At 60.0% G+C, this 13,687-nt stretch carries 11 protein-coding genes; 4 read left to right on the top strand and 7 right to left on the bottom strand.

Translation table 11 applies throughout. The features are described from left to right. Positions 1-157: 157 nt before the first annotated feature. Entirely contained in the window at positions 158-3,031 is a 2,874-nt protein-coding gene (gene gcvP, locus AB4O41_RS18260) for an aminomethyl-transferring glycine dehydrogenase (protein ID WP_460144177.1), read from the top strand. Between the two features lie 148 nt (positions 3,032-3,179). Here the strand turns inward: gcvP and AB4O41_RS18265 are convergent, their stop codons facing one another. The 5 genes from AB4O41_RS18265 to AB4O41_RS18285 all read right to left on the bottom strand — a co-directional run bounded on the left by AB4O41_RS18265 (position 3,180) and on the right by AB4O41_RS18285 (position 7,263). Next, positions 3,180-3,500, bottom strand: coding sequence for a DUF2388 domain-containing protein (locus AB4O41_RS18265; RefSeq protein ID WP_460144178.1), 321 nt, complete (start codon positions 3,498-3,500; stop codon positions 3,180-3,182). Positions 3,501-3,568: 68 nt separating this feature from the next. Then, entirely contained in the window at positions 3,569-4,006 is a 438-nt protein-coding gene (locus AB4O41_RS18270; RefSeq protein WP_460144179.1) for an NfeD family protein, read from the bottom strand. 11 nt (positions 4,007-4,017) lie between these two features. Next, entirely contained in the window at positions 4,018-4,932 is a 915-nt protein-coding gene (locus AB4O41_RS18275; RefSeq protein WP_437128247.1) for an SPFH domain-containing protein, read from the bottom strand. A 117-nt stretch (positions 4,933-5,049) separates the two neighbouring features. Next, entirely contained in the window at positions 5,050-6,834 is a 1,785-nt protein-coding gene (locus AB4O41_RS18280; protein ID WP_460144180.1) for a GspE/PulE family protein, read from the bottom strand. A 90-nt stretch (positions 6,835-6,924) separates the two neighbouring features. Continuing rightward, on the bottom strand, positions 6,925-7,263 hold the full coding sequence (locus AB4O41_RS18285; protein WP_460144181.1) for a hypothetical protein: 339 nt from the start codon (positions 7,261-7,263) through the stop codon (positions 6,925-6,927). Between the two features lie 127 nt (positions 7,264-7,390). On the opposite strand from AB4O41_RS18285, the gene AB4O41_RS18290 reads away from it, so the two are divergent. Further along, positions 7,391-7,861, top strand: a complete 471-nt coding sequence (locus AB4O41_RS18290) for an Lrp/AsnC family transcriptional regulator (RefSeq protein ID WP_007940379.1) — start codon at positions 7,391-7,393, stop codon at positions 7,859-7,861. 127 nt (positions 7,862-7,988) lie between these two features. Here the strand turns inward: AB4O41_RS18290 and AB4O41_RS18295 are convergent, their stop codons facing one another. Continuing rightward, positions 7,989-9,356: a CYTH domain-containing protein gene (locus AB4O41_RS18295; RefSeq protein ID WP_460144182.1), complete on the bottom strand. Its 1,368-nt coding sequence runs from the start codon at positions 9,354-9,356 to the stop codon at positions 7,989-7,991. Between the two features lie 317 nt (positions 9,357-9,673). Between AB4O41_RS18295 and argE the strand changes: the two genes are divergently transcribed. Then, positions 9,674-10,843, top strand: coding sequence for an acetylornithine deacetylase (argE, locus tag AB4O41_RS18300; RefSeq protein ID WP_460144183.1), 1,170 nt, complete (start codon positions 9,674-9,676; stop codon positions 10,841-10,843). A 269-nt stretch (positions 10,844-11,112) separates the two neighbouring features. Further along, positions 11,113-12,411, top strand: a complete 1,299-nt coding sequence (gene argA, locus AB4O41_RS18305) for an amino-acid N-acetyltransferase (RefSeq protein ID WP_460144184.1) — start codon at positions 11,113-11,115, stop codon at positions 12,409-12,411. A 123-nt stretch (positions 12,412-12,534) separates the two neighbouring features. Here the strand turns inward: argA and tauA are convergent, their stop codons facing one another. Further along, on the bottom strand, positions 12,535-13,521 hold the full coding sequence (tauA, locus tag AB4O41_RS18310; RefSeq protein ID WP_460144185.1) for a taurine ABC transporter substrate-binding protein: 987 nt from the start codon (positions 13,519-13,521) through the stop codon (positions 12,535-12,537). Positions 13,522-13,687: the final 166 nt, after the last annotated feature.

Consider the following 13,687-nt stretch of genomic DNA (forward strand, 5'->3'; position numbering starts at 1 on the left):
ACTGACCCACCGTTTTCGCGAGCAAGTCGAATCGTCGCACCGCCGCTCCCACAGGGTAAGTGTCAACCTTTCCCACAGGCTCGCTGCTGGCAGCGACTGCTATGCTGGTTTGACCGCATTGCATCGACGCCGAGCGCCAGTCAAGAGAGAGCCCGTCATGTCCCAGTTGCCGTCCTTGAGCCAGTTACGCGACCCCAATACCTTCCTGCGCCGCCACTTGGGCCCCGATGCCGCCGAGCAGCAAGCGATGCTCGACAGCCTAGGCCTCGGCAGCCGGGTCGAACTGATCGAGCAGACGGTGCCGCCGGGAATCCGCCTCAACCGGCCGCTGGACTTGCCGCCGGCCCTCGACGAAGAAGCCGCACTGGCCAAGCTGCGCGGCTACGCCGAGCAGAACCAGGTCTGGACCAGCCTGATCGGCATGGGATACCACGGCACCCTCACGCCGGCCGTCATCCTGCGCAACGTGCTGGAAAATCCCGGTTGGTACACCGCCTATACGCCCTATCAACCAGAGATCGCCCAAGGCCGGCTCGAAACGTTGCTGAATTTCCAGCAGCTGACCATCGACCTGACCGGCCTGGAACTGGCCAACGCCTCGCTGCTGGATGAAGCCACGGCGGCAGCCGAGGCCATGGCTCTGGCCAAGCGCGTGGCAAAATCCAGAAGTAATCTGTTTTTCGTCGATGAGAATTGCCACGCGCAGACCATTTCCGTGGTGCGGACCCGGGCCGAGGGGTTCGGTTTCGAGTTGATTATCGACGCTGTGGATAACTTGAAGCAGCACCAGGTGTTCGGCGCGCTGCTGCAATATCCCGACACCCACGGTGAAGTGCGCGATCTGCGTCCATTGATCGATCATCTGCATGCCCAGCAAGCCTTGGCCTGTGTGGCAACCGATCTGCTAAGCCTGCTGTTGCTGACCCCGCCGGGGGAGTTGGGCGCCGACGTGGTGTTCGGTTCGTCCCAGCGATTCGGCGTGCCAATGGGCTACGGCGGCCCGCACGCGGCGTTTTTTGCCAGTCGCGACGAATACAAACGGGCGATTCCCGGGCGGATCATCGGCGTCTCGAAAGATGCTCGTGGCAACGTCGCCCTGCGCATGGCCCTGCAAACCCGCGAGCAACATATCCGCCGGGAGAAGGCCAACTCGAACATCTGTACCGCCCAGGTGTTGCTGGCCAATATCGCCAGTTTCTACGCGGTCTACCATGGCCCGGAAGGGCTCAAACGGATTGCCCAGCGCGTCCATCGGCTGACCTGCATCCTCGCTGCCGGCCTGGAGCGCCACGGCATCACCCGTCTCAACCAGCATTTCTTCGACACCCTGACCCTGGAGGTCGGTGGCACTCAGACTGCGATCATCGAAAGTGCCCAGGCGGCGCAGATCAACTTGCGCATTCTTGGCCGTGGACAGCTCGGCCTCAGCCTCGACGAAACCTGTGACGAAACCACCGTGGCGAAGCTGTTCGATGTGTTTCTCGGTGCTGATCATGGGCTCAACGTCGACGAATTGGACGCTGAAACGCTGGTATCCGGCATTCCTGCCGGGTTGCAGCGCAGTACACCGTATCTGCGTCATCCGGTGTTCAACGCTCATCACAGCGAAACTGAAATGCTGCGTTACCTCAAACAGCTGGAGAACAAAGACCTGGCGCTCAATCAATCGATGATTCCGCTGGGCTCCTGCACCATGAAGCTCAACGCCACCAGCGAGATGATCCCGATCACCTGGCCGCAGTTCGCCAACCTGCATCCGTTTGTGCCGAAAGAGCAGGTGGTGGGTTATTCCTTGATGATCGAGGAGCTGGAGCGCTGGCTCTGCGCGATCACCGGTTTCGATGCGATCTGCATGCAGCCCAACTCGGGCGCTCAGGGTGAGTACGCCGGGTTGTTGGCGATTCGCAAATATCACGAGAGCCGCCATCAGGGCGCGCGGGATATCTGCCTGATCCCGTCCTCGGCCCACGGCACCAACCCGGCCTCGGCGCAGATGGCCGGGATGCGGGTGGTGATCGTCGAGTGCGACGAGGGGGGTAATGTCGATCTGAATGATCTGAAGGAAAAGGCCACGGAGGCGGGGGACAAACTCGCTTGCCTGATGGCGACTTATCCTTCGACCCATGGCGTCTACGAGGAGGGCATCAGCGAGATCTGTGAAGTTATCCACAGCCATGGCGGTCAGGTGTACATGGATGGCGCCAACCTTAATGCGCAGGTCGGATTGGCACGGCCGGCCGACATCGGTGCCGACGTGTCGCACATGAACTTGCACAAAACCTTCTGCATTCCCCACGGCGGTGGCGGACCGGGGATGGGCCCGATCGGCGTTCGGGCGCACCTGGCACCGTTCGTTGCCAATCACCCGGTAGTGCCAATCGATGGCCCGCTGCCGGAGAACGGCGCGGTGAGCGCGGCACCTTGGGGCAGCGCAAGCATTCTGCCCATCAGCTGGATGTACATCGCCATGATGGGCCCGCAACTGGCGGATGCGAGTGAGGTGGCGATCCTCGCCGCGAATTACCTGGCACAGCATTTGTCCGGGGCGTTCCCGGTGCTCTACACCGGGCGCAACGAGCGAGTGGCCCACGAATGCATCCTCGACTTGCGGCCGCTCAAGGCGCTGACCGGGATCAGCGAAGAAGACGTTGCCAAACGCCTGATGGACTACGGCTTTCATGCGCCGACCATGTCATTCCCGGTGCCAGGGACGTTGATGGTCGAACCGACCGAGAGTGAGTCGAAGGCCGAGCTGGACCGTTTTATCGGCGCGATGCTGAGTATCCGCGCGGAAATCACCGAGGTGCAGAACGGTAACTGGCCGGCGGAGGACAACCCGCTGAAACGTTCGCCGCATACCTTGGCCGACATCACCGGAGTTTGGGAACGGCCGTACAGCATTGAGCGGGCGGTGACGCCGGATGCTCACACCAAGGCCCACAAGTATTGGCCGGTGGTGAACCGTGTGGACAATGTCTACGGCGATCGCAACCTGTTTTGCGCGTGTGTGCCGGTGGATGAATACCGCTGAAGTACCAGGCCCTGTAGGAGCGAGGCTTGCCCGCGAAGGCGTCCTCAAGAACGCCAAAAGCTTCGCGGGCAAGCCTCTCTCCTACAGGGTTTTGCGTCAGGCAAAAAAATGCCGCTCATGAGAGCGGCATTTTGTTCAGCAACGAACCTTATTTCGAGGCGATGGCATTCTTCGCCAGAATTGCGTTCGCCAATTCCATGTCCGTGGCTTGCAGGCCAGGGTTGTCGGCGCGGACTTTCTGCATGGCGGCTTCCAGGTACGGCCCGCGAATTGCGCCGTCACTGGCGACAAAGCTGCCGGCGTCGTCCTGGGCAGCGACGACCAGCTTGTGATCCCTGGAGGTCAGGTAGGACGTACCGGTGGTGGCACCGGACGTAAGGACGTTACGCAAAAAGCTGTCATCAGCCATCGCCGAACCGACTTGAAGGGACAACACGGCGAGGGTAGCGACAGCAAGTTTGAGACGCATAAAAGGTGACTCCACTGGGTTTTAACTGCGGCCTTTGATTGCCGATAACCCAATCGAGTTCCGTGACGTTAGTCGGCTCGCTCCACCAGTAAAATCGCCCCTTGCTGCCCGACTACCCGAACACGGCTGCCGGATGCGGAGTCAGGTCCTCGGGCCATCCACACGCCATCGGCGACCTTGATCTTGCCGCGGCCGTCGATAATCGCTTCGCTGACCACGAACACCTTGCCGATCAGCTCTTGTCCTCGCAGGTTCAGATTCGGCTGGTCGCTGACCCGCACCACGCTGCGCTGACGTCTCCACCAGTACAGCGCGGTGAGGATTGAAAAGACCGCAAACAGCAGCACCTGCAATTCCCAGGGCAAGCCCGGTATTACGAAGGTCAGCACGCCGACAGCGGCGGCTGCCATGCCGATCCACAACAGATAACCACCGGCCCCAAATACCTCGAGGATCAACAACAGCGTGCCCAGGGCCAACCAGCTCCAGAACGAAAACAGCTCCATGGGCACCGACCTCAGCCTTTCTTGCCGTCGAACGTGGCTTTGACGATTTCGCCAATGCCGCCGACTGCGCCGATCATCGAACTGGCCTCGAGCGGCATCAGGATCACTTTGCTGTTGTTGGCCGAGGCCAGTTTGCCCAAGGCATCGATGTACTTCTGCGCAACGAAGTAATTGACTGCCTGCACGTTACCGCCGGCGATGGCTTCGGACACCACTTTGGTGGCTTGGGCTTCGGCCTCCGCCTGGCGCTCCCGGGCCTCGGCTTCGAGGAACGCCGCCTGACGGCTACCCTCGGCTTCCAGAATTTGCGCCTGCTTCTTGCCTTCGGCGGTGAGGATCGCCGAGGCGCGCAAACCTTCGGCTTCAAGAATTTGTGCGCGTTTGATCCGCTCGGCTTTCATCTGGCCGGACATGGCGGCCATCAGGTCGGCGGGCGGGCTGATGTCCTTGATCTCGATCCGGGTGATCTTGATGCCCCACGGCGCGGTGGCTTCATCAACGGTGCGCAGCAGTTTTTCGTTGATGTTGTCGCGCTGGCTGAGCATCGCGTCCAGCTCCATGGAGCCAAGCACGGTACGGATATTGGTTTGCAGCAGATTGCGGATCGCGTGTTCGAGGTTGTTCACCTCGTAGGCGGCCTGGGCGGTGTTTACCACCTGGAAGAAACACACTGCGTCGATTTGCACGGTGGCGTTGTCGGCGGTGATGACTTCCTGAGGCGGTATGTCCAGCACGCTTTCCATCACGTTGATCTTGCGACCGATGCGGTCCATCACCGGAATGATGATGTTCAAGCCTGGTTTGAGGGTGTTGGTGTAACGGCCGAAACGTTCGACCGTCCATTCAAAGCCCTGAGGCACCACCTTGAAACCCATGAAAAGAATGGCCACGGTCAGCGCGACGAAAAGACTCAGTGCAATACCCATAACGGTCCCTGTCCATCTGGTGGAGTTGCGATGGCCAGAGTGTAAGGCAAAAGGCCTGCAACGTTGTGTTCGACTTGGGGCTTTATATGTCTGAACGCGTGCTACCGGGACTATTGCCTACTTCTGCTCGCTCTGCGGCGTCACTCGCAACACCTCTTCAATCGTGGTCAAACCCGCCGCCACTTTCTGCGCACCCGACAACCGCAAACTGCGCATGCCTTCCTTGAAGGCCTGACGGCGGACCGCCAGCAAATCGGTATCAGGGTTGATCAGCGCTTTAATGCCGTCAGTCAGCTGCATGATTTCGTACACCCCGGCGCGACCCCGATAACCGGTTTCGCGGCATTCCAGGCAGCCGATGGCGCGTTGTGCGTTGCCTGGCAGTGGCGCTTGCCAAGGTCGAGTCAGGGTATGCCAGTCGTCCTCGCCCAAAGTTAATGGCGCCTTGCAATGCGGGCAAAGGGTCCGGACCAGGCGCTGAGCCATGACCCCTAGCACCGTGGCCTTGATCAGGTAATGCGGCACGCCGAGTTCCAGCAGGCGGCTGATGGCGCTCGGGGCGTCGTTGGTGTGCAACGTCGACAACACCAAGTGGCCGGTGAGTGCCGCCTGAATCGCCATCTCGGCGGTTTCGAGGTCGCGGATCTCGCCGATCATGATGATGTCCGGGTCTTGCCGCATCAGCGCGCGCACGCCGGCGGCAAAGGTCAGGTCGATGTTGTGCTGGACCTGCATCTGATTGAACGCCGGTTCGACCATTTCGATCGGGTCTTCAATGGTGCAGAGGTTGACCTCCGGCGTCGCCAGTTTCTTCAGGGTGGTGTACAGCGTGGTGGTCTTGCCTGAACCGGTCGGGCCGGTCACCAGAATGATGCCATTGGGCTGGCGGATCATGTCTTGCCAGCGGCGCAGGTCATCGGCGGAAAAACCCAACTGATCGAAGTCCTTGAGCAGCACTTCCGGGTCGAAGATCCGCATGACCATCTTCTCGCCGAACGCGGTGGGCAATGTCGACAACCGCAGCTCGACTTCGCCACCGTCCGGGGTCTTGGTTTTGACCCGGCCGTCCTGGGGTTTGCGCTTTTCCGCGACGTTCATCCGCCCCAGGCTTTTCAGGCGGCTGACGATGGCCATGGTCACCTGTGGCGGGAATTGATAGACGTTGTGCAGCACGCCGTCGATGCGAAAGCGCACCGTGCCTTGCTCGCGCCGGGGTTCGATGTGGATATCGCTGGCCCGTTGCTGGAACGCGTACTGGAACAGCCAATCGACGATGTTGACGATGTGCGCATCGTTGGCGTCCGGCTCCTGGTCGCTGGCGCCGAGGTTGAGCAACTGTTCGAAGTTGCCCAGGGTGCTTATTTGCTGATCAGCGTTGGTGGCGCCGGTGACCGACTTGGCCAGGCGGAAAAACTCCACGCTGAAGCGCTGGATGTCCACCGGGTTGGCCACCACGCGCTTGATCGGCAGCTTCAGCACGTGGGTCAGGTCGGCTTCCCAGCTGCTGACGAAGGGCTGGGCGCTGGCCACGGTGACGGCATCGCGGTCGATGGACACCGCCAAAATCTTGTGGCGTTGGGCGAAGGCATAGGACATCAACGGCGTAATGGCCGCGACATTGATTTTCAGCGGGTCGATGCGCAAGTAAGGCTGACCGGCCTGCTGAGACAGCCAGAGCGTCAGGCTTTCCAGATCGAGGTGTTTGCCGGGACGGCTGAGGTCGTCCAGGTGTTGGCTGGCGATGAATTCCAGCGGGTGCTGCTGACCATTTATGGCGTGACGGCGGCGGGCGTTGAGTGCATGTTCGGCCGAATCCTGACTGATAAAGCCTTGGGCGACCAATTCACGCAGCAAATCATTGAGGTCCAGCCAGCGGTCCTGAGTGGCGAGTTGAACGGACATGCGGGCTCCTTATGAACAACCGTTCGCAAAGGATAGTCGCGCAGCCGTAGACCGTTGGGCCACTACCCGACCAAGACGTGTCGGGTTTTTTCAGCCAGCTGCCTGAACCGGCTCTCCCCACGCAGAATCAGCCGCTTGCAGGTTCACCGAGCAGACACTGATCAGGTTACGTAATTTTTCCGCGATCACTTGAGCACGGTGCCAGCTCAGGCCGTCCATGACGATGTCGATCGACAGCAGATCGTCCCTGCGCTGCACGTTGACCTGCTGCGGCGTTAGAAACTGCAAGGCGAACAGATTGAGCGCCCGGCACAACAGATCCGGCTCGGCCTCGGCCAGTAATTGATAGTGAACGCGGCAGTGGGCGTTGCTGACGTTCCAGACGTCGGCGCGGGCGGGTGGGGTGTTCACGGCTTCTAAATGCGGCATGTTCCGGTCTCCAAAATTACTGGAGGAATTTTTACATTCGGTGCGGGGCATTTCTTATCTATGATTGGGCTTATTGACCATTTATCGAATCGATCAATTCGATTTAGTACCAACTATAGGTTTTTCTATGCACAGCGAGCTGGATGGCTACGACCGCAAGATTCTCGCGTTGCTGCAAGAGGACGCTTCGCTTTCCAGTGCACAGATTGCCGAACAGGTAGGGCTCTCGCAGTCGCCGTGCTGGCGACGGATTCAGCGGATGAAGGAAGAGGGGATCATTCGCGGTCAGGTGACGTTGCTCGACCGCAAGAAAATCGGCCTTAACACGCAGATCTTCGCCGAGATCAAACTCAACGCCCACGGACGTTCGAACTTCACTGAGTTCACCGAGGCGATTCGCGGTTTTCCCGAAGTGCTGGAGTGTTATGTGCTGATGGGGGCGGTGGATTTCTTGCTGCGGATCGTCACGGCGGACATTGAGGCTTATGAGCGCTTCTTCTTCGAGAAGCTGTCGATGGTGCCGGGGATTCAGGAGGTCAACTCGATCGTGGCGTTGTCGGAGATCAAATCCACGACGAGTTTGCCGGTGTTGCGCTGAGCCAAGTCTTGCGGTGAGTGTGAGGGCCTCATCGCGGGCAAGCCCGCTCCCACAGTATTTTGTGTTGAAACACGATGCGCGTTCCAACTTGATCCCTGTGGGAGCGGGCTTGCCCGCGATGGCGGTCTTACATACGCAGGAGCATCTTCCAGGCACGATTCTGATACACCGCAATCGCCTGGTGCTTACGCGCATCCAGCGATTCATCGGTGATCGGCTCGTTCGCTAGCAGAGCAAGCTGTTTCAGCTCACCATAAAGGCGATCCATTTCCGGGATCTCCAGCACGCTACGGGCATGGTGCAGCCAGGCCTGGATGCGTTCAATGCGCGGCAACTGTTCGGCCAAGTCTTCCGGCTGTTGCTGGTAACGCTGCAATTGCAGCGAGTTGGCTTCTTCACCCAGCATGCGCGGCAGCCAGCTGCCCAGTTGTGCCGCACCCTGGCGATTGCCGCGGGTGTTGCGATCGGCGGCCCAGGTGCGGGCCAGCAACCAGCGCGAAGTGTTCAGGGAGAACAGACCCCAACGCACGTCTTCCAGTTCTTCGAGGAATTGCTCCGGCGCGGCTTTGCGCACGTCTTCGTCGTCCAGGCCGGCTTGTACCAGCGGGCGCCAGTCTTCCAGCAGGGCATCCAGCGCGACCCGCAGATCGTGAGTCGATTGGCGCGGCGCGGCCTGACCGAGGCTACTGATCAGCGCGCGCATTTCAGCGAGGTTCTCGACCCAGTCCTGCAACAGGCGCCAGTGGCCATTGAAGCGATACTGCTCGGCCAGACGCTGGCTGCTGCTCAGCAAATGCCAGCTCAGGGCGGCGAACGCATCGTCCAGCGGCATTTCGGTGGTGATCTGCGGCGCCGGCAAGCTCAGCGAGTAGCTGTTGGCGTCGTACAAGCGATAACCGCGTTCGGCCTTGCTGATGTCACATGGCATCAGCGCCAGGGTCGCAGCCAGTTCGGCGGCCAGTTCCAGCAACGCGGCCGGTTCGCCTTCGCGCAATTCCAGTTCCAGCTCGCAGATTTCTTCTTTCTGCTTGCCGACCACTACATGACCCAGGTCCAGCGCAGCTTCGATGACCACTTTGGTCTTGCCACGGCCCCAAGCGATTTCCGCGCGTTCGCGAACGAAATCGGTGGTGAAGATGGCTTTCAGGGTTTTCTTGTCCAGCTCGGCCAGCTCTTCGGGCCAGCATTCACCGTCGAGTTTCTTCACGTCGAGTTTGGCTTTGGGCAGGGACCAGTCGTACTCGTGACGCTCGGACAGACCGGCGACGCTCTGGCCACGGGTCTTGAGGGTCTGAATCACTTCTTCGCCATCGCGGCGCAGGCGCAGGGCAACCTTGGCGCGGGCCAGGTCTCGCTCAGGCGTGTCGAAGTACTGGTTCATCAATTCACGGCGTTCCCAGCCACTTTTGTTGCGTTTTTTCAGTAGCGGGTGCTCGCGCAGGGCGGCGAGGGTTTCGCGGCTGACGCGGAGTTTGATTTCGGTTTCTTTCTGCATGGCCGGAAAATCCAGGATCGGGAGCGCAGCCGGGGGGAATGTGTGGCTGCCAAGGTCGTGCAGTGTACAGGACTCATCCGAGATAGGGTCTGTTGACGCTTGGTGACGACCGCGATGGGCCCCACTTGGCGCAGGGCTGCGTTGCTCGGAACTTATTTGGGACGACCAAACCACGTTCCGCGCGCCTTGCCCTGCACCAAGTGGGTCTCCGTCGCGGCTCATCACCAAGCGTCAACAGACCCTACGCTCCGCAACGGTTTATTCCTGTCGCCGGATGGTTCTATGATGGACTTCAATTCGCGAGTTGGGAGTCAGCGATGCCTTTGCCATCCATGAAAGATCAGTTCGCTGCGCTGATCGCCGCGCCGTCCGTCAGCTGTACCCAACCCAGCCTGGATCAAACCAATCGGCCAGTCATCGACTTGTTGGCGACATGGCTCGGGGACCTGGGTTTTGCCTGCGATGTCCAGCAGGTCAGCCCCGGCAAATTCAATCTGCTGGCCAGTTTTGGTTCCGGCCCCGGCGGCCTGGTGCTGGCCGGTCACAGCGATACGGTGCCGTACGATGAGGCGTTGTGGCAGACCGACCCGCTGAAGCTGACGGAAGTGGACGGTCGCTGGGTCGGCTTGGGCAGTTGCGACATGAAGGGTTTTTTCGCCCTGGCCATCGAAGCCGTCAAACCCTTGCTCGACCAACCGTTCAAGCAACCCTTGCTGATCCTCGCCACCTGCGATGAAGAAAGCTCGATGTCCGGCGCTCGCGCTTTGGCCGAAGCCGGGCGGCCATTAGGTCGCGCGGCGGTGATCGGCGAGCCGACCGGGCTGAAGCCGGTGCGGATGCATAAAGGCATCATGATGGAGCGCATCGACATCCTCGGCCAGAGCGGCCATTCCTCGGACCCGCGCCTGGGCCACAGCGCCCTCGAGGCCATGCACGATGCCATCGGCGAATTGCGCGGCTTGCGCCTGGCGTGGCAGCGCGAATTTCGTAACCTGCAGTTCAGCGTGCCGCAACCGACGATGAATTTTGGCTGCATTCACGGCGGCGATAACCCCAACCGCATCTGCGGCCAGTGCTCGCTGGAGTTCGACTTGCGTCCGTTGCCAGGCATGGACCCCAAAGCCCTTCGCGCAGCGATTTTGCAGAAACTCAATCCGATTGCCGAACGGCATATGGTGAAGATCGATTACGCGCCGCTGTTCCCCGAAGTACCACCTTTTGAGCAAGCCGAGGACTGCGAATTGGTGAGGGTCGCTGAAAAGCTCACCGGCCATCGCGCCGAAGCAGTGGCGTTCGGCACGGAAGCGCCTTATCTTCAGCGTCTTGGTTGTGAAACATTGGTATTGGGGCCGGGTGATATCGCCTGCGCGCACCAGCCGGGGGAATACCTCGAAATGTCACGTTTGCAGCCTACCGTGCATCTATTACGTCAACTGATTGAACATTACTGCCTGACACCGGCCAAAACGGCGATGCCAGTGCGTTAAGTGCAAAAATCAATGTGGGAGCGAGTCTGCTCGCGAATGCGATTGAACAGGCGGCATTGATGTCGACTGTCACGGCGTCTTCGCGAGCAGGCTCGCTCCCACAGGGTTTGTGCTTTGCCTGACAAGCCGTATAAATTGCCGGTACCCAAACCCGTATTCATGAGGAGAGCGCGCGTGTCGCCAAGCCTGTTCCGACGATAACCATCAGCCCGCTGTGCGTTTACTGCTTTACCCTTTTTTCGGCTGCTATTTATTACAGGCCCAGGTTCATGCCCGAATACGTCAATTGGCTTCGTCACGCTTCGCCTTACATCAACGCCCACCGCGATTGCACCTTCGTCGTCATGCTGCCCGGCGACGGTGTGGAACACCCGAACTTCGGCAATATCGTCCACGACTTGGTGCTGTTGCACAGCCTGGGCGTACGACTGGTGCTGGTTCACGGTTCGCGTCCGCAAATTGAAACCCGCCTCGCTGCTCGTGGCCTGACCCCGCATTACCACCATGGCATGCGCATCACCGATGCGGCGACGCTTGAGTGCGTGATCGATGCGGTCGGCCAACTGCGCATCGCCATCGAAGCGCGGCTGTCCATGGACATGGCCTCATCGCCGATGCAGGGTTCGCGCCTGCGGGTGGCCAGCGGCAATCTGGTCACTGCGCGGCCGATCGGCGTACTTGAAGGTGTCGACTATCACCACACCGGCGAAGTGCGCCGGGTCGATCGCAAGGGCATCAATCGCCTGCTGGACGAGCGCTCCATCGTGCTGTTGTCGCCATTGGGTTACTCGCCGACCGGTGAGATCTTCAACCTCGCTTGCGAAGATGTCGCTACTCGAGCCGCTATCGATCTGGGTGCGGACAAGCTGCTGCTGTTCGGCGCCGATTTGGGCTTGATCGATGAAAATGGTCGTCTGGTTCGCGAATTGCGCCCGCAGCAAGTGCCGGCGCATTTGCTGCGTCTGGGCAACAATTATCAGGCCGAGCTGCTGGACGCGGCCGCTGAAGCGTGCAGGGGCGGGGTGGCGCGCAGTCACATCGTCAGTTACGCCGAAGATGGCGCGCTGCTGACCGAACTGTTCACCCGTGACGGTGGCGGTACGCTGGTGGCGCAGGAGCAATTCGAAGTTGTGCGCGAGGCGGCCATCGAGGACGTCGGCGGTTTGCTCGACTTGATCAGCCCGCTGGAAGAGCAGGGCATTCTGGTACGGCGTTCCCGCGAGGTGCTGGAACGTGAGATCGAGCAGTTCAGCGTGGTCGAACGCGAAGGCATGATCATCGCTTGCGCGGCGCTGTATCAGATCGCCGATTCGGATGCCGGGGAGTTGGCGTGTCTGGCGGTGAACCCGGAGTACCGCCATGGCGGTCGCGGCGATGAACTGCTGGAACGCATCGAAACCCGCGCCCGGGCACAGGGTCTGAAAACCTTGTTCGTGCTGACCACCCGGACGGCCCACTGGTTTCGTGAGCGGGGCTTCGTGCCGAGCAGCGTAGAACGCCTGCCGTCGGCGCGGGCGTCGCTTTACAATTACCAGCGAAATTCGAAGATCTTCGAAAAAACTCTCTGACCTCCGGGTTACCCGAACCCTGTAGGAGCGAGGCTTGCCCGCGAAGAGGCCATACCTGCCGACACCAGTGTTGAATGTCAGGCCGCCTTCGCGGGCAAGCCTCGCTCCTACAGGAGCAGGGTGTTATTCAGTGACGAATTTCGCGCTGACATAGGGCGAGTAATCCGGCAGCACCGTCTCGACCTTTCCTTGCTCCTTCAAGAACTTAGCCGTCTCGCCAATTGCCTTGGCTGTGCCGCCATCGAGCAGCGCGGTGGTCTGTTGTGCCTTGGCACCCGGGAATGCGGAACCGGCTAGCAGCTCCGGCACATCGGCGGCATTGGCACCGGTCAGTTTGGCGATTTTCTGCACCGGTACCGAATCGGCGGTCCAGCTGTCTTTATGGGCGGCATAGTCGGCGAATGAATCCAGCGTGACCTTGGCAAATCGGGCCACGACTTCAGGATGCTTCTCGGCGTAATCCTTGCGAGCGACCCACACCTCGAAGGTCGGCGCGCCCCATTGGCCGACCTGCGCCGCGTCGGTCAACGTCTTGCCGGTCTTGCGGATCTCACCCAGCGCCGGCGACCAGACAAACGCGCCATCGATGTCGCCACGTTTCCAGGCGGCGGCGATTTCCGCCGGTTGCAGGTTCACCACTTTGACTTTCGAGGTGTCCAGGCCCCAATGCTTCAGCGCGCCGAGCAGGCTGTAGTGGGAGGTTGAAACGAAGGGCGTGGCGATGGTTTTGCCGATCAGATCTTCCGGTTTATCGATGCCGCTGCCATTGCGCACCACAAGTGCTTCGGCAGCGTTGATCTGGGCCGAAACAATAAACGCGACAATCGGCAGATTGCGCGAAGCGGCTGCCGCCAGCGGGCTTGAGCCGAGATTGCCAATTTGCACATCGCCGGACGCAATGGCGGTGACCACTTCCGGGCCACTGTTGAAGCGACGCCAATCGATTTTCTGGCCAATGGCTTTCTCGTAAATGCCATCGGCCTGAGGGACTTTACTGGGGTCGATACCGGTTTGATAACCGACGGTGAGATTCGCCGCCTGGGCGGAAAAAGAAAATATAAGCGATACACAAACTGTAACAAATTGACTAGATAGTGCGCGTTTGGCCATGATGGCGTCGCCTTTTCGAAAGTGATTGACGTTGGGGGAATACGACAACGCTAATCGATCTAAAAAAAGGCCAATAAATACCATTTAGGAATTAGCTTATGAGCCGATACAGGGTGTCCCGGTTCGGATTATTAGCAGTGAGCTATATCCTGAATGGTATGAAAAA

Source organism: Pseudomonas sp. S2_A02 (genome assembly GCF_054668495.1).